Here is a 19,996-nt window from a genome sequence, read left to right as displayed (position 1 = left end):
TCATCTGTTTGAATGACTTGAAGACAGCCCAGTGAAGGGCTGTCTTGCGCATTACACGAAAGTCGGGTAACCAATGGGTGTGTGGCAAGTTCCCTGCATCACTTTGCAGGTCGTCAGTACCCTCGCAGCACCGCTGTTCCTTATCACTGGTCACCCGAGTAGCAGTACCGGGCTCAGGGCTGTGCACCCGCCACAGCAACCGGTACTCGTCTCAGGACAACGGAGCGTCGTAGATGAGTAACAAGAACAACGATGAGCTGCAGCGGCAGGCCTCGGAAAACACCCTGGGGCTGAACCCGGTCATCGGCATCCGCCGCAAGGACCTGTTGAGCTCGGCACGCACCGTGCTGCGCCAGGCCGTGCGCCAACCGCTGCATAGCGCCAAACATGTGGCTCACTTTGGCCTGGAGCTGAAGAACGTGCTGCTGGGCAAATCCAGCCTGGCCCCGGAAAGCGACGACCGTCGCTTCAATGACCCGGCCTGGAGCAACAACCCGCTGTACCGCCGCTACCTGCAAACCTATCTGGCCTGGCGCAAGGAGCTGCAGGACTGGGTCAGCAGCAGCGACCTGTCCCCCCAGGACATCAGCCGCGGCCAGTTCGTCATCAACCTGATGACCGAGGCCATGGCGCCGACCAATACCCTGTCCAACCCGGCTGCGGTCAAACGCTTCTTCGAAACCGGCGGCAAGAGCCTGCTCGATGGCCTGTCCAACCTGGCCAAGGACATGGTCAATAACGGCGGGATGCCCAGCCAGGTGAACATGGATGCCTTCGAGGTGGGCAAGAACCTGGGCACCAGCGAAGGCGCGGTGGTGTACCGCAACGATGTGCTGGAGCTGATCCAGTACAGCCCCATCACCGAGCAGGTGCATGCCCGCCCGCTGCTGGTGGTGCCACCGCAGATCAACAAGTTCTACGTGTTCGACCTCAGCCCGGAAAAGAGCCTGGCGCGCTTTTGCCTGCGCTCGCAGCAGCAGACCTTCATCATCAGCTGGCGCAACCCGACCAAGGCCCAGCGCGAGTGGGGCCTGTCCACCTACATCGATGCGCTGAAAGAAGCCGTCGACGCGGTGCTGGCGATTACCGGCAGCAAGGACTTGAACATGCTCGGTGCCTGCTCCGGCGGCATCACCTGTACCGCACTGGTTGGCCACTATGCCGCCATTGGCGAGAACAAGGTCAACGCCCTGACCCTGCTGGTCAGCGTGCTGGACACCACCATGGACAACCAGGTTGCACTGTTTGTCGACGAGCAGACCTTGGAGGCCGCCAAGCGCCACTCCTATCAGGCGGGTGTGCTGGAAGGCAGCGAAATGGCCAAGGTGTTCGCCTGGATGCGCCCCAACGACCTGATCTGGAATTACTGGGTAAACAACTACCTGCTCGGCAATGAGCCCCCCGTGTTCGACATCCTGTTCTGGAACAACGACACCACGCGCCTGCCGGCCGCCTTTCACGGCGACCTGATCGAAATGTTCAAGAGCAACCCCCTGACCCGCCCCGAAGCCCTGGAAGTGTGCGGCACCGCGATCGACCTGAAACAGGTCAAATGCGACATCTACAGCGTTGCCGGCACCAACGACCACATCACCCCATGGCCGTCATGCTACCGCTCGGCCCATCTGTTCGGCGGCAAGATCGAATTCGTACTGTCCAATAGCGGGCATATCCAGAGCATCCTCAACCCGCCGGGCAACCCGAAGGCACGTTTCATGACCGGTGCCGACCGCCCGGGCGACCCGGTGGCCTGGCAGGAAAACGCCATCAAGCATGCAGACTCCTGGTGGTTGCACTGGCAAAGTTGGCTGGGCGAGCGTGCCGGCGCGCTGAAAAAGGCACCGACCCGCCTGGGCAATCGTGCGTATGCCGCCGGCGAAGCCTCCCCGGGCACCTACGTTCACGAGCGTTGAGTTACAGCGCCGTGGCGGCCTGCAAGGCGCCACGGTGTTTACTTCACCCAAGAGTCACGCGCATGCCGCAACCCTATATTTTCAGGACCGTCGAGCTGGACAACCAGTCCATCCGCACAGCTGTTCGCCCCGGCAAGCCGCACCTGACGCCGCTGCTGATCTTCAACGGCATCGGCGCCAACCTCGAGCTGGTGTTTCCGTTCATCGAAGCACTTGACCCGGACCTGGAAGTCATCGCCTTCGATGTGCCCGGGGTCGGCGGCTCGTCCACACCGCGCCACCCGTATCGCTTCCCTGGGCTGGCCAAGCTGACCGCGCGGATGCTCGACTACCTCGACTACGGCCAGGTCAACGTCATCGGCGTGTCCTGGGGCGGCGCCCTGGCCCAGCAGTTTGCTCACGATTACCCCGAGCGCTGCAAGAAGCTGGTGCTGGCCGCCACCGCTGCCGGCGCGGTAATGGTGCCAGGCAAGCCCAAGGTGCTGTGGATGATGGCCAGCCCCCGGCGCTACGTGCAGCCGTCGCATGTCATCCGCATTGCGCCGATGATCTATGGCGGCGGATTCCGACGTGACCCCGACCTGGCCATGCACCACGCCGCCAAGGTGCGCTCCGGCGGCAAGCTGGGCTACTACTGGCAACTGTTCGCCGGGCTCGGCTGGACCAGCATCCACTGGCTGCACAAGATCCAGCAGCCCACCCTGGTACTGGCCGGTGACGACGACCCGCTGATCCCGCTGATCAACATGCGCCTGCTGTCCTGGCGGATTCCCAATGCCCAGCTACACATTATCGACGACGGCCATCTGTTCCTGATCACCCGTGCCGAAGCCGTCGCCCCGATCATCATGAAGTTCCTGCAGGAAGAACGTCAGCGTGCGGTCATGCGTCCCCGTCCGGCCTCGGGGGGGTGAAACAGCTGCGGCCTGACAGGAAAATGGATTAGACGAGGGAGTGTTGCCATGAAAGACAAACCGGCCAAAGGATCGAAAACGCTCCCCGCCACCCGCATGAACGTGCAGAACGCCATCCTCGGCCTTCGCGGCCGCGACCTGCTTTCCACGCTACGCAACGTCGGCCGCCACGGCCTGCGCCATCCGCTGCATACCGCGCATCATCTGCTGGCGCTTGGCGGGCAGTTGGGGCGGGTGATGCTGGGGGACACGCCCTACCAGCCGAACCCGCGTGACGCACGCTTCAGTGACCCGACCTGGAGCCAGAACCCGTTCTACCGCCGCGGCCTGCAGGCCTATCTGGCCTGGCAGAAGCAGACACGCCAGTGGATCGATGAAAGCCACTTGAACGACGATGATCGAGCCCGCGCCCACTTCCTGTTCAACCTGATCAACGATGCGCTGGCGCCCAGCAACTCACTGCTCAATCCGCTGGCGGTCAAGGAGCTGTTCAACACCGGCGGCCAGAGCCTGGTGCGCGGCGTGGCCCACCTGCTCGACGACCTGCGTCACAACGATGGGCTGCCGCGTCAGGTGGACGAGCGCGCCTTTGAAGTGGGCGTTAACCTGGCCGCAACCCCTGGCGCAGTGGTATTTCGCAACGAGCTGCTGGAGCTGATCCAGTACTCGCCGATGAGCGAAAAGCAGCACGCACGCCCACTGCTGGTCGTGCCGCCTCAGATCAACAAGTTCTACATCTTCGACCTCAGCGCTACCAACAGCTTCGTCCAGTACATGCTCAAAAGCGGCTTGCAGGTGTTCATGGTCAGCTGGCGCAACCCCGACCCACGCCACCGCGAATGGGGCCTTTCCAGCTACGTGCAAGCCCTGGAGGAAGCGCTCAATGCCTGCCGCAGTATCAGCGGCAACCGCGACCCCAACCTGATGGGCGCCTGTGCCGGTGGCCTGACCATGGCCGCACTGCAAGGCCACCTGCAAGCCAAGAAGCAATTGCGTCGGGTGCGCAGTGCCACGTATCTGGTCAGCTTGCTGGACAGCAAGTTCGAAAGCCCGGCCAGCCTGTTCGCCGATGAGCAGACCATCGAAGCGGCCAAGCGACGCTCTTATCAACGTGGCGTGCTGGACGGTGGCGAAGTGGCGCGGATCTTTGCCTGGATGCGGCCCAACGACCTGATCTGGAACTACTGGGTCAACAACTACCTGCTCGGCAAGACACCGCCGGCTTTCGACATCCTGTACTGGAATGCCGACAGCACGCGCCTACCCGCCGCGCTGCATGGCGACCTGCTGGAGTTTTTCAAGCTCAACCCCTTGACCTACGCGTCCGGGCTGGAGGTGTGCGGTACGCCGATCGACCTGCAGCAGGTCAATATCGACAGCTTTACCGTGGCCGGCAGCAACGACCACATCACGCCATGGGACGCGGTGTACCGTTCGGCCTTGCTGCTGGGTGGCGAGCGGCGCTTCGTGCTGGCCAACAGCGGGCATATCCAGAGCATCATCAACCCGCCAGGCAACCCCAAGGCCTACTACCTGGCCAACCCCAAGCTGAGCAGCGACCCGCGCGCCTGGTTCCACGACGCCAAGCGCAGCGAAGGCAGCTGGTGGCCGTTGTGGCTGGAGTGGATCACCGCACGCTCCGGCCTGCTCAAGGCGCCGCGCACTGAACTGGGCAACGCCACTTACCCACCGCTAGGCCCCGCGCCAGGCACCTACGTGCTGACCCGATGAGCTGCTGACTGGATGAAAACCCGCGACCGTATCCTTGAGTGCGCCCTGCAGTTGTTCAACCAGCAGGGCGAACCCAACGTATCCACCCTGGAAATTGCCAACGAACTCGGCATCAGCCCAGGCAACCTGTACTACCACTTCCATGGCAAGGAGCCCTTGGTACTGGGCTTGTTCGAGCGTTTTGAGGAAGCGTTGATGCCGCTGCTGGACCCGCCGCTGGAGGTGCGTCTGGACGCAGAGGATTATTGGCTGTTTCTGCACTTGATCGTCGAGCGCATGGCTCAGTACCGCTTCCTTTTCCAGGACTTGTCCAACCTCACCGGGCGCCTGCCCAAGCTCGCCCGAGGCATGCGCGGCCTGATCAATGCGCTCAAACGCACGCTGGCAGCGCTGCTGGCCAGCCTCAAGAGCCAGGGGCTGGTAGAGAGTGATACCCAGGCGCTGGGGCAACTGGTGGAGCAGATCACCCTGACGCTGATGTTCTCGCTGGATTACCAGCGTGTGCTGGGGCGCGAGGGGGATGTGGGGATCGTGGTGTACCAGGTGATGATGCTGGTGGCGCCGCATCTGCAGGCCCAGGCACGGGCGGCGGCGGAGCAGCTGGCAGTGAAGTACCTGGAGGGGTAGGCCTGCTGGATATGTAGTGTTGCAGCCGACGCATTCGCGGGTAAACCCGCTCCTACAAGGTTTGGCGCATCTTGTGGGAGCGGGTTTATCCGCGAAGAAGGCGACGCGGTATCAGATCAGGGTACCGGTGCCGGTAGGTGCCGATGGCGTGCTGCTGGCCGGGGTGGCGGCAGGTGCTGGTGCCGGTGCCGGTGCAGTGGTCGCGGCAGGAGCAGCGCTGGCCGCTGGAGCGGCTGGCTTGGCGGCTGCCGGTTTGGCCGGAGCCTTCTTCACCGCAGGTTTCTTGGCCGCTGCCGGCTTCGCCGCAGGCTTGGCTGCTGCGGACTTGGCAGCAGGTTTGGCCGCTGCGGTTTTAGCAGCAGGTTTGGCCGCCGCCGTTTTCGCCGCAGGCTTGGCTGCCGCTGCCTTGGCCAATGGCTTGGCCGCAGCCTTGCCCGCAGCCGGCTTGGTCGCTGCAGTGCGCGACGAAATCGGCGTAACCGAAGCACCGGTCAACTTCTCGATCTGCTTGGTCAGGCTATCCACCTGCTGGTGCAGTGCCTTGATCTCGTTGCGGCTCGGCACGCCAAGACGCGAGATGGCGCTGTTAAGGCGCTTGTCGAAGGCTTCTTCGAGTTCGCTCCACTTGCCCAGCGCACGGTCCTTCACGCCCGACACCCGCGAAGTGGTCGAAGACTTGGCAGTCTCGGCAACATCTTCAGCCGTTTTTTTCGCCTGTTTCTCGGCCTTCTCGCCATCCTTCACCAACGAGTCGAACAGCTTCGGGCCGTCCTGGTCGATCTTCGAATAGATACCCAGCCCCGCCAGCCAGATCTTGCGGGAGTATTTCTCGATCCCGCCGACCCAGGAGCTGCCTTCTTTTTCGGTGTTCTTCTTGCCAGCCATCCTGCTCTCCTTATGGTTTGTGCGCGACACGCTCAAGCAGCTCATGCAACTGTTCAAGCTTGATCGACAACGCCTCAACGTCATGTTTAGACGGAATACCCAGGCGATTCAAGGCGCGACCGACCCGTGCGTCGAAAGCTTTTTCGATCTTGTCGAGTTGAATTTCTACCTTGCCGCGTACGCGGCTCACTTCTTCACCGACTTCGTCAAGCTGGTGGTTGGCGGCATCGAGCTCTTTGTCGATGCGCTTCTTGCCGCGCGTCTCGACACTTTCACCCGCCCTGACCAGCTCCTTGAAGTAGTCAGAGCCTTCCTGACCAACGCGGGCATAGGCGCCGATACCGGCCAGCCAGATCTTGCGCGCATAGCCGCGCACCTCGCCAAGCGTGCCCAGGGATTCGTCTTTTTTCTTCACAATCACTTTGGCCATGCTGTGTACCTCATGCTCATGAGTGGTGGAAAACCGCCCACGGAGGTTGGGCTTGAACATAAGGTAGGGAAGAAAATTAGAAACCTCACCCTAAGGTCTTCGTTGTCGCATCTATATACCGCAAGCCCCTTCGCCCATAGCGCTAGCGTCGCAAGCTTCACCTCACGGACATCGACGCCATGACTGTTGTAGCAAACCCACCCAGGCTGACGTTCAAGCAAAGCGTGGCAGCCTGTTTCTCCAAACGACCCAGCCTGCGGGATGTCTTATCAAAAGAAGCATTTCAGACTTTCAGCGACCGATATCCATGGTTGCACCGCAACCATCCTCACATCACATCGCTCGACCCTTTCGTCATCCTGCATGCACCGGCCAGCACAGATGATCTGCCACGTCAGAGCGGGCTGCTGAACGAGCTTCTCCGGCATTTCCTGACCAAGGAACGTGTGCAACTGGGCGCCTCAGACAAGCTGAGCATCAGCCCTCCCCATGTGTTTCAAATTCAGGAGCAAGGCCAGGACAACATTCGCCAACCCGAAATCATGCCGGACCTGACGAAGCTCAGCGATGACTTCGATACCGTGCTTGGTGCGTTGATACCGGCCTTCCAGCAAGCCCAGATCGGCTTCTGGAACGGGCTCGACGAAGACAGCCAAGTCTCGCGCATGCTCTGGCTGGAGCACACCATCAAGGCTGCATTGCTCGAGAACCTCCCTCGCCAAGGCCTTGGAGATGATGAAAAAGCGGCAATGTACGCCCTGCTCGACGGGGTATTCGACAGCCTGGCTGTCGAGGCGATACAAGTCACGCTCGGAACGGATGGCGGGGCACACACCGTTACCCTACCGGATCTGTTGCTCATCACCACAAGCGGCACCCGCAGCCTGGTTCTGCAATGCAAGCCCTGCGGTTCGGTTCACCGCCATGTCGACCTGCCCAGCTTTGCCACCGCGCTGCAACGGCAGCTAGCGCAACGTTATCGCTTCGAAACGTTGTCCTGGGCACACACGCCAGTAATCGGACGCCCTTTCGCCTTCCAGGTCAGGCAACTGCTGAACGATATCCTGGACGACATCGGCCGCCTGCGTATTGGCGGCCTGACAACCGTCGACGAACTGGAGCGACAACTGCGCCAGGTGAGCGACCCGTCAGCTTACTTCTTCGACCTGCCTTCGCAGGAACGAACTGCACCCGCCGTCAGTCCGCCGCGATGGCTGCTCAATGCCAGCGCTGAGGACCGCTATGCCTATCACACTGCACTGCTCGATCTGGCGGCGAGCCAAGGTCGGTCGAAGGGCTGCACATCCCTGGGCGATGTTGAAGATATCCGTGATTACGCCGCTCGCCGCTTGCGTGAGACCCTGCAGACCAGCTACCCAGACAAGGCGGTACACGACCCGAACAAGGTGCGCATCCGCATTTCCCAGGCCATCATCGGCGCCGCTACACAAGGGCAGTCACTGTTCTTGTACTCGGTTTCCCTGACCGACCTGGCGATTTCACGCCTGCGGCTGGAGGCTGGCGAGGTGATGAGCGGGATGAACTTCGAGGACGGCTCGCCTGTGACCGACTGGCTGAGCATCGACCAGATCAGGGGCCTGATTCATCAGGTCGACATCGGCGGCCACTACCCCTCCTACCTGAAGGACCAAGTCAACACCCAGCCGCGCAGAGCCGAGCGAATCCGCCAGCATGCCAGGGAATGGCGTTACGCCCTTCGGTTCAGCACGCTGAAGGCCAAGATCGAGCGACAGCTTGGCGAAGCGGCAAGCCAGGCAATGCTCAGGTTCTGTCAGGGCATGGACAATGGCGTGGACCTTCTGCGCATCGCCCCCCTGGCGTTCCTTTGCGCGCCTGGCGCTTCGGCAAGCGATGTTGCGCACGGGATGTTCATCATCGAAATACCGGCAAGCGGCAGCTGGGTCTTGTACCGCCCATTCTATGCCGACAGGGCGTTGCAGGAATTTCCGAACCTCGAATTGCTGATGGACGCAATCCGCAGCAGGGGCGAACTGCAAGAGAGCGTACTGGCCTGGCTTGAGGATGACGCGCGTCCGACTTACCAGAACGACGGGTTCAAGCACCCGCACCTGCACCCGAACATGACCAAGCTGACGCACCTGCTCAATGTGCCGGTCGAGCTGCTGGACCGCCTTTTGCAACGCCTCAGACGCCCGGTCCAGGCCTCGTTCCAGGCCTGGACGGATGATCTGGACACCCACCTGTTCAACGCCCGCATCGAGACCATGTTATTGGCCTCAGCCAGCAACAGCGTCTCCAATGCCCAGGAAGTGCGGGCTTTGGTGAAGGAGGCTGCGTGGGCGATCTTCAATACCGTCACCCAACTTTGGCATGGCCCGATGACCACCCTGGTGTGGCTGGTGGTGGCGCTGTCGGCAGCCAAGGAAGACGTCGAGGCGCTGATCAAGCGCAGCGGTGACGACAAGATCGTCGCAGCCATAGACCTGGTCACCAACCTGGCCTTGCTCCTTGCCCACCGCCCTGCAACGCCACCTGCCAACAGCGAAGAGCCCGCCAGGCTACGTTTTTCAGGCCCTGCGCCGAAGGAAGAGACCCCGCCCCCAGCGCTCGAGCAGCCACAGGAGAAACCCTGGCAGGCCCCCGTCGAAGCGCCGCAGCCCACGCTCGTGCGTGTAGATGGCTGGCATGACGAACAGCGCCTGAGCAACCTGTCGGTACAGGAGCGCCAGTCACTGGCCCAACTGCAAGCCTCGCAGCCACTCGAGGGGCACGCGCCACTGCCAACGGGCCGTTTGCGTGGGTTGTACAATATTGCCGGCCGTTACTACGCCAAGCTGGGCGATGGCGCCTATGAGGTCATCGAGACGTGGAACGGCATGCAGATCATCGGTCCCGAGCCGAGCAGCAGCGAGTGGGTGTCCCAATGGAATGGCGCCCCGGACGGCTACCATATCGTTGGCCGTGAACGCCAAAAAGGCCCCTGGCTGACGCGCTGGAATGGCCAATGGACCGTGAATCTGAACCTCTCTGGCGGCATGCCAAGGAACAGGCAATCCATCAACGCTGAAAACCGCCAGCGGTTCGACACCTTGAGTACAACCGCCACGGCGAACCAACAAGCGCTGAACCAGATGGCGCCACTTATGGAACGCAGCCAAGTGCAACTGCAGGCTTATGACGACCTCGCGCTGGAGTACAGCCTGGCTGTCGATGCTCTGCCTGCACAGGAGCGCGCTTCACCGCCGCCAGCATTGCAACTTCAGAGGCAGGCACTCAAAGCCCAGCGCCTGCGCCACTTGCCAGAGATCAGGGCATCCGCGCTCTACCTGGAACGGCAGAGCACGCTGTTGCATGGGAACATCGAAGTGTTCAAGGAGATGGCCGAACCACGGTTCAGCAAATTCGACACCCGAGCCCCGAGCCGACGCCGATACGGCAATTGGTACGGCGCAGCCATCGAAAACGACATGCTGCTGTGCCGCCGCTTGCTGGAGCAGGTCGACCACCAGGCACTGAGCGCACAGGCCACCGGGCTGCCCCGCGTTCCAGAGACTGCCGAGCAGATACAGCAATACCTCGACTATCGCGAGCGGGTACGCGATTCCTGCCAAGCCAGCCGCCGCCTGCTTGTCGTCAGCCAGCGGCTGGACCGGATCCTGGCGGAAACACTGCAGGACCCCAAGATCGATTTTGCCAATAAAGCCACGAAACTCGCTCAGACCATCCGACGCAGAACGTATTCGACATTGGTCATTCGGGCCCAGCTGCTCAGTGACCTGGCCTACCTCGCCGTGGACAAGACCCGCCTCTCGGCGGACACGGCCGAGGATTTGCTTGCGATGCGCGCGCCGCTCAGCGGCATCGAATTCAGCAGCACGGTATGGAGCCACGACGGGCTGGCAGCCACCGAAGAGACGGCCCAGGTCAAAGCCGAACTGCTTGAGGATATCCTTCAGAAATACCGTACCGTGCTGGACCGCGCCCAATACATGAAAACGCTGGACTCGCCTGCGCTGGTCGCTGACGTACTGGACGAATACATACGCGAACTGTCCACGATTGCCCAGATCACAGAGCAGCAACTGAGCGCGACCTTGACCAACCTCGACAGCGGCATCAGCCCCCCCTCGCCAACGCCCTATCATCGGCCCGCGACGATCAGACGCCGGGTCATCCGTGTTGATCGAGGTCGACCGCTACTGGTGGAAATAGACCAAATGGGCAACCGTGCTATCCAGCGCAGTGCATTCAACCAGGAGCCTGCGGGCAGCTTCACGCAACGCGACGGGGTGTGGCATGCCGTGCCTGAGCAAGCGCGGCCGGCCCAGCATGACCGCGCACAGCTGCGCCAGCGAGCAAACCGCCTGCTGGCAGAGGTGGATGGAAAAATCGCCTTCGCCGCTCACTATGCCGATGAGCCCAACAGCCTGAGCGACTTTCTGGAATGGCCGGCAGGTGACATGCGCGAAGTGCAGCAGCAACTGACCGAGCTTAACAATCCACTGGATTACGGCTTGGTCGACCTCCTTCGGGCAGCGGTAGACCGCGTCCATCACGAAAAACTTCGGCTACTCACCGACGCGTATCTGAACACCCGCCATCCCGACGGCAAGGCCCTTCGCTTCCTGGCTGAGCAGAAGCGGATTCGGATCAGGCAAACCGTGATTCGCCGGCAGTTACGTCACGCCAATGATTACCTCGACGTCTACGAGGTTCGCGATGTGCAAGCGCCACAGCGGTTACTGTGGGAGGCGCATTTTCATTATCCCAGCCTCGAAGCGAGGGGGCATGACTTCGTCAAGGGCCACCTCAAATTCTGGAATGCAGGCGTAAGGGGCCGCAAGGCCCTGCTCGAGCAAGCCGCAGACGCACGCGAGCGCATCGCGATCTACCGCGGCGATCTGCGCCTGGAGCAGGTGATTGGTATCATTCCTTTCCCGGCGGACGCGCCGCAGTAGCCACAGGGCGGCGCCGGCTCAGGCCAGGGCCTTGTCCAGCGCCCGCTCGATTTCACCTTTGATGGTGCCGCTCATCATCGACAGCATCATGCCCAGCTTCAATTCGACGCGGATGCTGTCGTCGCCAATGTGCACACTGCCATTGGCGCCACTGCGCGCAACGTCCACGCGGTCACCGTTCCAGGTGGCCTTGAGGTCGTACTCGCGGCTGAGCTTGTCGACCAGCTCCTCAGCCTTGGCGCGGGCGGCATCACGGCCGAGGGAGTGTTTGCGTTCGACGCTGATCTGGGTCATGCGGACGTTCCTGAAGATGTAGACATAATGCGCATTATGCCCGCCCCTGCCCACTGGCACACCCCGCCAAGACAAATCCGCCCGTTCGCCCTAGAATGGCGGTAATTTTTTCCGGTGAAGCGATATGAACGACCAGCGCAAAGGCGACCACGCCGAACCCACCACCCATTTCGGCTATCAGGACGTGCCTGAAAGCCAGAAGGCGAAGAAAGTTGCCGAAGTGTTCCACTCGGTGGCAGCCAAGTACGACCTGATGAACGACGTGCTTTCCGGCGGCATGCACCGCCTGTGGAAGCGCTTTACCATCGAGCTGTCAGGCGTGCGCAGCGGCAACCGCGTGCTGGACATCGCCGGCGGTACCGGTGACCTGGCGGCCAAGTTCTCGCGTCTTGTCGGGCCGACCGGGCAGGTGGTGCTGGCCGACATCAACGATTCGATGCTCAAGGTAGGCCGTGACCGCCTGCTTGACCGCGGCGTGGCCGGCAATATCGAGTTCGTCCAGGCCGACGCTGAAAAGCTGCCGTTCCCGGACAACCACTTCGACTGCGTGACCATCGCTTTCGGCCTGCGCAACGTCACCCACAAGGACGCCGCCATCCGTTCGATGCTGCGCGTGCTCAAGCCCGGTGGCCGCCTGTTGATCCTGGAGTTCTCCAAGCCGACCAACAAGCTGATGTCCAAGGCCTACGACGCCTACTCGTTCGCCTTCATGCCGCTGGCTGGCAAGCTGATCACCAATGACGCCGAGAGCTACCGTTATCTCGCCGAGTCGATCCGCATGCACCCTGACCAGGAAACCCTGAAGAGCATGATGGTCGAGGCCGGTTTCGACCGCGTCACCTACCACAACATGACCAGCGGCATCGTTGCCGTGCACCGGGGAATCAAACCCTGATGTTGCTGGCCGGGCTGCTCGCCAGCGTCGAACATGGCCTGAACCGCATCCTGCGCCTGGACAGCACGGCCCTGCCGCGGCTGGCCGCGCTGGAAGGCAAGGTCATCGAAATCGACTGCCGCCAACCGGCCCTGCAGCTGTTCATCTTGCCCGACGAAGAAGGCCTGATGCTCGCCGCCCACTGGCAGGGTGAGGTCGACTGCAGCCTGCGCGCGCCCGCCGGTAGCCTGGCGCAACTGGCCCTGGCCAAGGACAAGACCGCCGTGCTGCACAGCCCGCAGGTCGAGCTGCACGGCGACAGCGCCGTACTGCTCGACCTGTTTGGTGTGCTGCAGGACCTGGAACTGGACTGGGAGCACGAGTTACAACGCTGGCTTGGTCCGGTCGCCACGGCAATGCTGGCCGGCCATATCCGCCTGCGCGCCCGCTGGACTCGCCAAGGCCTGGCACGTTTCAGCCAGAGCCTGTCCGAATACCTGGCCGAAGAATCCCGTACCCTGGTCGGCAAGCGCGAGGCCGAAGCCGCCTTCAGCGAGCTCGATGCCTTGAAGCTTGATACAGAACGCCTCGAAGCGCGCCTCAGGCGCCTGTCCCGATCCCTTGATACCAGCGATAACGCATGAAGCTGCTCGCCGTCCGACGTCTTTTTCGCATCCAGCGTGTGGTTATCCGCTACCGCCTCGATGACCTGCTGTTCGACCAACCCTTGCTGCCCTGGTGGCTGGCCAGCCTGCGCCTGTTGATGCCATGGCGCTGGCTGCCACGCAAACCCACCGAGCTCAGCCGTGGCGCGCGCCTGCGCCTGGCGCTGCAGGACCTGGGGCCGATCTTCATCAAGTTCGGCCAGCTGCTTTCCACCCGCCGCGACCTGCTCCCCCCCGACATCGCCGACGAGCTGATGCGGTTGCAGGACCGTGTCCCCCCCTTCGACCCGAAAAAAGCCGTGGCCTTGATCGAGGAACAGCTCGGTGCGAAGGTCGGCGAGGTGTTCAGCCGCTTCGACGTCGAGCCACTGGCCTCGGCCTCGGTGGCCCAGGTGCACGCCGCACGCCTGAAAACCGGCGAAGAGGTGGTGGTCAAGGTGGTGCGTCCGGGCCTGAAACCGGTCATCGCCCAGGACCTGGCCTGGCTGTTCCTGATCGCAAAGGCCGCTGAACGTGCCTCGGCGGATGCCCGTCGCCTGCACCCGGTGGAAATCGTCGGCGACTACGAAAAAACCATCTACGACGAGCTCGACCTGCTGCGCGAGGCTGCCAACGCCAGCCAGCTGCGGCGCAACTTCGAAGGCTCCGAGCTGATGTACGTGCCCCAGGTGTACTGGGACCTGTGCCGCCCCAAGGTGCTGGTGATGGAGCGCATCTACGGCGTACCGGTGACCGACATGACCACCCTGGCCGACCAGCGCACCGACATGAAGCTGCTGGCCGAGCGCGGCGTGGAAGTGTTCTTCACCCAGGTGTTCCGCGACAGCTTCTTCCATGCCGACATGCACCCCGGCAACATCTTCGTCAGCACGGTCAAGCCGTGGAGCCCGCAGTACATTGCCATCGACTGCGGCATCGTCGGCAGCCTCACCGCCGAGGACCAGGACTACCTGGCGCGCAACCTGTTTGCCTTCTTCAAACGTGACTACCGCCGCGTGGCCCAGTTGCACATCGACTCGGGCTGGGTGCCGGCAAACACCAAGGTCAACGAGTTCGAAGCAGCGATTCGCACCGTGTGCGAGCCGATCTTCGAAAAACCGTTAAAAGATATTTCCTTCGGCCAAGTGCTGATGCGCCTGTTCCAGACCGCACGGCGCTTCAACATGGAAGTGCAGCCACAGTTGGTATTGCTGCAGAAAACCCTGCTCAACATCGAAGGCCTGGGCCGTCAGCTGTACCCCGACCTGGACCTGTGGAGCACCGCCAAACCGTACCTCGAACGCTGGATGCGCGACCGCTATAGCCCCAAGGCCGTGTTCGGCAACCTGCACAGCCAGGTCGAGCAACTGCCACACCTGGCCGGCATGACCCGCGACCTGCTCGAACGCCTGTCGCAGCCTCACCTGCACGATCCACAATTGCCGGAACGGCGCCGCCAGGGCGACCGCTGGGCGCTGCGCCTGCTCGGCGCCGGCCTGCTCGGCGGTGGCGCAGTTTTGGCCGCAGGCGCTGCTGAAACCGCCAGCCTGGCCGCCCCGGCCGCCTGGCCCGCCTGGTTGATGCTGGCTGCGGGCCTTTACCTGATCGTGCGCCAATAGCCAGCCGCGCCTGTGGCTGGCACACTAGCGCAAAGGGCCTGGCACAGGAACGGGCCCGCTTTGGAGTCGACGATGAAAGACTGGCTGGACGAGATCAAGTGGAACAGCGATGGCCTGGTACCGGCAATCGCTCAGGACCACAAGACCGGACGTGTGCTGATGATGGCCTGGATGAACCGTGAATCGCTGGCCCTGACCGCCGCCGAGCAGCGTGCCATCTACTGGTCGCGTTCGCGTGGCAAGCTGTGGCGTAAAGGCGAGGAGTCCGGGCATGTGCAAAAACTGCATGAGCTGCGCCTGGACTGCGACGCCGACGTGATCATCCTGATGGTCGAGCAACTGGGCCATATCGCCTGCCATACCGGTCGTGAAAGCTGCTTCTACCGCGTCTATGAAGACGGCCAGTGGAAAATCGTCGACCCGGTCCTGAAGGACCCGGATGCCATCTACAACGCAGGACACTGACATGAGCGACACCCTCAACCGCCTGGCCGAAGTGCTTGAAGAACGCAAGCAAGCGGCGCCTGACAGCTCCTACGTGGCCAGCCTGTACCACAAGGGCCTGAACAAGATCCTTGAAAAGCTCGGCGAAGAGTCGGTCGAAACGATCATTGCTGCCAAGGATGCCCAGATCAGCAAGGATTACAGCGATGTCATCTACGAAACCGCCGACCTGTGGTTTCATAGCCTGGTGATGCTCAGTGCGCTGGGCCAGCATCCGCAAGCCGTGCTGGATGAGCTGGAACGCCGCTTCGGCTTGTCCGGGCATGATGAGAAGGCCGCACGCCAGCCATCTGCCTGACGTTCAATTGGTGGCACCGTGCAGCCCGGATAGGGCCAACACACAATTTTCAGGAGTACGAAATGGGTATCTTTGACTGGAAACACTGGATCGTCCTGCTGGTCGTCGTGGTCCTGGTGTTCGGCACCAAGAAGCTGAAGAACTTCGGCAGCGACCTAGGCGAATCGATCAAGGGCTTCCGCAAGGCCATGAACGAGGAAGAGTCCAAGCCGGCCGAGCAGACTCCGCCGCCTGCCCAGCCTGTGCCGCCGGTGCAAAACACCGCGCAGCCGCAACAAGGCCACACAATCGAAGGCCAGGCACAACCGGTCCAAGAGCCGCAGCGGAAAGACTGACCCATGTTCGGCATGAGTTTCAGCGAGCTGCTGCTCGTCGGCCTGGTCGCCCTGCTGGTGCTCGGCCCCGAGCGCCTGCCGGGTGCCGCGCGCACGGCAGGCCTGTGGATCGGCCGGCTCAAGCGCAGCTTCAACAGCATCAAGATGGAAGTGGAGCGAGAAATTGGCGCCGACGACATCCGCCGCCAGCTGCACAATGAGCACATCCTGCAGATGGAAGAGGAAGCCAAGCGCATCCTCAACCCGCTAGCGCCACCCGCACAGCCGCCAGTGACCACGGCCAGTGTGCAGCCACCTGCCGGGCTCGAAACCAGGCCGGTTGTCGAGCCAGCTGCCACCCCGGCCGCTTCTTCTGAACCGCCTCAACCGCCGCGAGCCCCATGAGCGAGAACCCGGAACACGACCAGCCAATGCCGCTGGTTTCGCACCTGACCGAACTGCGCACCCGCCTGCTGCGCTGCGTTGCCGTCATTTTCCTGATCTTTGCCGGGCTGTTCTCCTTCGCCCAGCAGATCTACACACTGGTTTCCGCGCCACTGCGCGAGCACTTGCCGGCCGATGCAACGATGATCGCCACCGATGTGGCCTCGCCGTTCCTCACGCCGTTCAAGCTGACCATGATCGTCTCGCTGTTCCTGGCCATCCCGTTCATCCTCCAGCAGATCTGGGGCTTTATCGCGCCAGGGCTATACCGCCATGAAAAGCGCATCGCCATTCCACTGTTGGTGTCGAGCATCTTCCTGTTCTATGCCGGCATGGCCTTCGCCTATTTTCTGGTATTCCCGCTGATCTTCGGTTTCTTCGCCAGCGCCACGCCAGAAGGCGTTTCGATGATGACCGACATCGCAAGCTATCTCGACTTCGTGATGACGCTGTTCTTCGCCTTTGGCGTGGCCTTCGAAATCCCGGTGGCAGTGGTGCTGCTGGTGTGGATCGGCGTCGTCGACGTGAAGTACCTGAAAAAGGCCCGCCCGTATGTGATCATCGGCTGCTTCGTGGTCGGCATGGTCCTCACCCCACCGGACATTTTCTCCCAGACCCTGCTGGCCGTGCCCATGTGGCTGCTGTTCGAGATCGGAGTGCTGTGCGGCAGCCTGATCCGCAAGCGCAGCGCCCACGACGAAACCGCCGACGACCATAACGACCAGCCACCTGCGACCCAACCGTGAACCTGTTGCTTCTTGAAGAGACCGACTTCGTTTCGGCCAACCGCGTCGTTCTTGCTGATCGGCGCTTCACCCATATGCAGGAAATCCACCGCGTGGTGGTGGGCGATAACCTGCGCGTGGGCCGTATCAATGGCCTGATGGGCAAGGCCACGGTGCTGCGCCTGGAAAAACACGAAGCCGAGCTGGCAGTGACCTTCGACCGGCAGCCACCGGCCAAGCTACCGCTGACCCTGGTGCTGGCGGTACCTCGGCCGAAAATGCTGCGACGGCTGTTCCAGACCGTGGCCACACTGGGTGTGCCGCGGCTGATCCTCCTGAACAGCTACAAGGTCGAGAAAAGCTTCTGGCAAACGCCCTTCCTGCAGCCCGACACCATTCGCGAGAACCTGATCCTGGGCCTGGAACAGGCGCGCGACACCGTGCTGCCCGAGGTGATCATCGAAAAGCGCTTCAAGCCTTTTGTCGAAGACCGCCTGCCCACCATCGCCGCCGGCACTTTGGGGCTGGTCGGCCACCCCGGCCCTTACCCAGCCTGTCCGCGCGCCGTAGAACAAGCCGTTACCCTGGCCATTGGCCCCGAGGGTGGCTGGATCCCCTACGAGATCGACCTGCTGGGCAAGGCAGGCCTGGCGCCGGTGCAGCTGGGTGATCGCATCTTGCGGGTGGAGACCGCCGTCACCGCGCTGCTTTCGCGTATTTTCTGACACAATCACCCCTTTTTCGCCCATCAAGTTTCCCTCTTCCGGGCCGATGGCCTTGGCAACAAAACAATTATTTGTGCTGCCAAGCCGCCGGGGAGTCGAACATGTATCAATGGTTAGCCCAATCGCTGGGCAATGTGAGCGTCAATCGCAAACTGGGGCTGGGCTTCGGCCTGGTGCTGCTGTTGACCTTGGCCATTACCCTGGTCGGCTGGCACGGCATGGACAGCATCATCGACCGTGGCGACAAACTGGGAAATATCTCTGTCGTCCAGCAATACACCCAGGAACTGCGCATCGCCCGCCAGCTCTATGATCGCCGCCGCGACGACGCTTCGCTGGCAGAGTTGGAAAAAGCCCTGAGCAACCTCGACCGCCAGGTGCAACTGATGCTTGGCCAGATCGAGCAACCCGCCGACCGCCAGCGCCTCGAACAGCAGCGCGAGGCAGTGCGCGTCTACCAGCAGGCATTCAACGAGCTGAAGCAGGCCGACCAACGCCGCGAAGCCAGCCGTGATGTACTGGGTAGCAGCGCCGATAAAGTCGTGGAGTTGATTGGCCGCGTACAGCGCAGCCTGCTGCAGGGTGCAGACATCAATCAGTACCAGCACGCGGTGGACGTCAGCGCCCTGCTGCAACAAGCGCGTTTCCAGGTGCGTGGCTACACCTACAGCGGCAATGCCGACTTCCAGCAAACGGCACTGAAAGCCATCGACCAGGCCTTGGCCGAGCTGCGCGCACTGCCGGCCAAAGTGCCAGCCGAACATGCTGCCAGCCTGGATGATGCCGCCACGGCCATGGGCGGCTACCGCGATGCCGTGACCCAGTTCGGCGACGCCCAGCGTGCCAGTGAGCAAGCGCTGCAAAGCATGGCTGAACAAGGCACGGTACTGCTGCAGGCCAGCCAGACGATGACCACCTCGCAAACCGAGGTGCGTAATGCCGCGGCCGCGCAGGCCAAAACACTGCTCACAGTCGCCACCGTGCTGGCATTGGCCCTTGGCCTGCTGGCTGCCTGGGCCATTACCCGGCAGATCATCATCCCTCTGCGCCAAACCCTGCGCGCCGCAGAACGTGTGGCCAGCGGAGACCTGACCCAGAGCCTGCAAGTACAACGCCGCGACGAACTGGGCCAATTGCAGGCCAGCATGCATCGCATGACCCAGGGCTTGCGTGAGCTGATCGGCGGCATTGGCGACGGCGTCACGCAGATCGCCAGCGCTGCCGAGGAGCTGTCGGCGGTGACAGAACAGACCAGCGCCGGAGTCAACAACCAGAAGGTCGAAACCGACCAGGTAGCGACGGCCATGAACCAGATGACAGCCACCGTGCACGATGTGGCACGCAATGCCGAACAGGCTTCTGAAGCCGCCTTGATGGCCGACCAGCAGGCCCGCGAGGGCGATCGCGTGGTGGGCGAGGCGGTGGCACAGATCGAGCGCCTGGCAAGCGAAGTGGTCAATTCCAGCGAAGCGATGAACCTGCTCAAGACCGAAAGCGACAAGATCGGCAGCGTACTCGACGTGATCAAATCGGTGGCCCAGCAAACCAACCTGTTGGCCCTCAACGCGGCCATCGAAGCGGCACGCGCCGGTGAAGCCGGGCGTGGCTTTGCTGTGGTTGCCGACGAAGTGCGCAGCTTGGCTCAACGCACACAGCAGTCGACCGAAGAGATCGAGGAGTTGATTGCCGGCCTGCAAAGCGGCACCCAACGGGTGGCCAGCGTGATGGACAATAGCCGCCAACTGACCGACAGCAGCGTCGAGCTGACCCGCCGCGCCGGCAGCTCGCTGGAAACCATCACCCGCACGGTGTCGTCGATTCAGGCGATGAACCAGCAGATTGCCACGGCGGCCGAGGAGCAGACGGCGGTGGCCGAGGAGATCAACCGCAGCGTTATGAATGTGCGTGATATTTCCGACCAGACCTCGGCGGCGAGTGAGGAGACCGCCAGTTCCAGCGTGGAACTGGCGCGGTTGGGGACCCATTTGCAAGGGTTGGTTGGGCGGTTCAGGCTGTGATCTGAACTAGCGGTCACCCGGTCGGGCCTCTTCGCGGGTAAACCCGCTCCTGCACGCATGTACACAGGCCGTCGTAGGAGCGGGTTTACCCGCGAAT

Annotated in this window: 18 protein-coding genes and 1 pseudogene; 16 read left to right on the top strand and 3 right to left on the bottom strand. The window is 62.3% G+C overall.

Features of this window, described 5'->3' with window-relative positions; all coding sequences use genetic code 11:
- Positions 1-233: 233 nt before the first annotated feature.
- The 4 genes from phaC (ACF8GF_RS04250) to ACF8GF_RS04235 all read left to right on the top strand — a co-directional run bounded on the left by phaC (ACF8GF_RS04250) (position 234) and on the right by ACF8GF_RS04235 (position 5,185).
- Positions 234-1,913, top strand: a complete 1,680-nt coding sequence (phaC, locus tag ACF8GF_RS04250; RefSeq protein ID WP_176683064.1) for a class II poly(R)-hydroxyalkanoic acid synthase — start codon at positions 234-236, stop codon at positions 1,911-1,913.
- A 62-nt stretch (positions 1,914-1,975) separates the two neighbouring features.
- On the top strand, positions 1,976-2,827 hold the full coding sequence (gene phaZ / locus ACF8GF_RS04245; RefSeq protein ID WP_176683063.1) for a poly(3-hydroxyalkanoate) depolymerase: 852 nt from the start codon (positions 1,976-1,978) through the stop codon (positions 2,825-2,827).
- A 48-nt stretch (positions 2,828-2,875) separates the two neighbouring features.
- Positions 2,876-4,558 carry a class II poly(R)-hydroxyalkanoic acid synthase gene (phaC, locus tag ACF8GF_RS04240; protein ID WP_176683062.1) on the top strand — a complete coding sequence of 561 codons (1,683 nt, stop codon included), beginning with the start codon at positions 2,876-2,878 and terminating at the stop codon, positions 4,556-4,558.
- A gap of 12 nt (positions 4,559-4,570) precedes the next feature.
- Positions 4,571-5,185, top strand: a complete 615-nt coding sequence (locus tag ACF8GF_RS04235; RefSeq protein ID WP_176683061.1) for a TetR/AcrR family transcriptional regulator — start codon at positions 4,571-4,573, stop codon at positions 5,183-5,185.
- A 111-nt stretch (positions 5,186-5,296) separates the two neighbouring features.
- On the opposite strand, the gene ACF8GF_RS04230 is transcribed toward ACF8GF_RS04235, so the two are convergent.
- Together ACF8GF_RS04230 and ACF8GF_RS04225 are read right to left on the bottom strand one after the other, a co-directional pair.
- Positions 5,297-6,070 (bottom strand): phasin family protein, encoded by a 774-nt coding sequence (locus tag ACF8GF_RS04230; RefSeq protein ID WP_392487578.1) that lies wholly within the window; start codon positions 6,068-6,070, stop codon positions 5,297-5,299.
- A gap of 10 nt (positions 6,071-6,080) precedes the next feature.
- On the bottom strand, positions 6,081-6,500 hold the full coding sequence (locus ACF8GF_RS04225) for a phasin family protein (RefSeq protein WP_176683059.1): 420 nt from the start codon (positions 6,498-6,500) through the stop codon (positions 6,081-6,083).
- Between the two features lie 179 nt (positions 6,501-6,679).
- On the opposite strand from ACF8GF_RS04225, the gene ACF8GF_RS04220 reads away from it, so the two are divergent.
- Positions 6,680-11,440 (top strand): hypothetical protein, encoded by a 4,761-nt coding sequence (locus tag ACF8GF_RS04220; RefSeq protein WP_392519695.1) that lies wholly within the window; start codon positions 6,680-6,682, stop codon positions 11,438-11,440.
- 18 nt (positions 11,441-11,458) lie between these two features.
- Here the strand turns inward: ACF8GF_RS04220 and ACF8GF_RS04215 are convergent, their stop codons facing one another.
- Positions 11,459-11,734, bottom strand: coding sequence for a polyhydroxyalkanoic acid system family protein (locus tag ACF8GF_RS04215; RefSeq protein ID WP_392487576.1), 276 nt, complete (start codon positions 11,732-11,734; stop codon positions 11,459-11,461).
- A gap of 124 nt (positions 11,735-11,858) precedes the next feature.
- Between ACF8GF_RS04215 and ubiE the strand changes: the two genes are divergently transcribed.
- The 11 genes and pseudogenes from ubiE (at position 11,859) to ACF8GF_RS04160 (ending at position 19,899) form a co-directional block, all read left to right on the top strand.
- Positions 11,859-12,629, top strand: coding sequence for a bifunctional demethylmenaquinone methyltransferase/2-methoxy-6-polyprenyl-1,4-benzoquinol methylase UbiE (gene ubiE, locus ACF8GF_RS04210; RefSeq protein ID WP_004576729.1), 771 nt, complete (start codon positions 11,859-11,861; stop codon positions 12,627-12,629).
- Complete coding sequence (locus tag ACF8GF_RS04205) at positions 12,629-13,252, top strand: SCP2 domain-containing protein (protein ID WP_209969556.1); 624 nt, start codon at positions 12,629-12,631, stop codon at positions 13,250-13,252. Before ubiE ends, ACF8GF_RS04205 begins: the two co-directional genes overlap by 1 nt.
- Positions 13,249-14,871 (top strand): ubiquinone biosynthesis regulatory protein kinase UbiB, encoded by a 1,623-nt coding sequence (gene ubiB, locus ACF8GF_RS04200; RefSeq protein WP_103443686.1) that lies wholly within the window; start codon positions 13,249-13,251, stop codon positions 14,869-14,871. Before ACF8GF_RS04205 ends, ubiB begins: the two co-directional genes overlap by 4 nt.
- A gap of 72 nt (positions 14,872-14,943) precedes the next feature.
- Complete coding sequence (gene hisI, locus ACF8GF_RS04195; protein WP_021783739.1) at positions 14,944-15,336, top strand: phosphoribosyl-AMP cyclohydrolase; 393 nt, start codon at positions 14,944-14,946, stop codon at positions 15,334-15,336.
- 1 nt (position 15,337) lies between these two features.
- On the top strand, positions 15,338-15,673 hold the full coding sequence (locus ACF8GF_RS04190; RefSeq protein WP_003249283.1) for a phosphoribosyl-ATP diphosphatase: 336 nt from the start codon (positions 15,338-15,340) through the stop codon (positions 15,671-15,673).
- 62 nt (positions 15,674-15,735) lie between these two features.
- Complete coding sequence (locus ACF8GF_RS04185; protein ID WP_209969551.1) at positions 15,736-16,008, top strand: twin-arginine translocase TatA/TatE family subunit; 273 nt, start codon at positions 15,736-15,738, stop codon at positions 16,006-16,008.
- Between the two features lie 3 nt (positions 16,009-16,011).
- Positions 16,012-16,392: a Sec-independent protein translocase protein TatB gene (gene tatB, locus ACF8GF_RS04180; protein ID WP_176683056.1), complete on the top strand. Its 381-nt coding sequence runs from the start codon at positions 16,012-16,014 to the stop codon at positions 16,390-16,392.
- Positions 16,389-17,177, top strand: coding sequence for a twin-arginine translocase subunit TatC (gene tatC / locus ACF8GF_RS04175; RefSeq protein ID WP_176683055.1), 789 nt, complete (start codon positions 16,389-16,391; stop codon positions 17,175-17,177). Before tatB ends, tatC begins: the two co-directional genes overlap by 4 nt.
- Positions 17,174-17,881 (top strand): 16S rRNA (uracil(1498)-N(3))-methyltransferase, encoded by a 708-nt coding sequence (locus ACF8GF_RS04170; protein ID WP_176683054.1) that lies wholly within the window; start codon positions 17,174-17,176, stop codon positions 17,879-17,881. Before tatC ends, ACF8GF_RS04170 begins: the two co-directional genes overlap by 4 nt.
- Before the next feature lie 101 nt (positions 17,882-17,982).
- Positions 17,983-19,044 (top strand): annotated as a pseudogene (locus tag ACF8GF_RS04165) (methyl-accepting chemotaxis protein); the annotation flags it as partial.
- Complete coding sequence (locus ACF8GF_RS04160) at positions 19,027-19,899, top strand: methyl-accepting chemotaxis protein (protein WP_370844176.1); 873 nt, start codon at positions 19,027-19,029, stop codon at positions 19,897-19,899. The pseudogene ACF8GF_RS04165 and the gene ACF8GF_RS04160, both read left to right, overlap by 18 nt.
- Positions 19,900-19,996 lie beyond the last annotated feature (97 nt).

The organism is Pseudomonas sp. yb_5 (assembly GCF_043103865.1).
GTDB lineage: Bacteria > Pseudomonadota > Gammaproteobacteria > Pseudomonadales > Pseudomonadaceae > Aquipseudomonas > Aquipseudomonas putida_Y.
The sequence above is the reverse complement of the archived record's forward strand: the minus strand, read 5'-3'. Positions and strand labels throughout refer to the sequence as shown.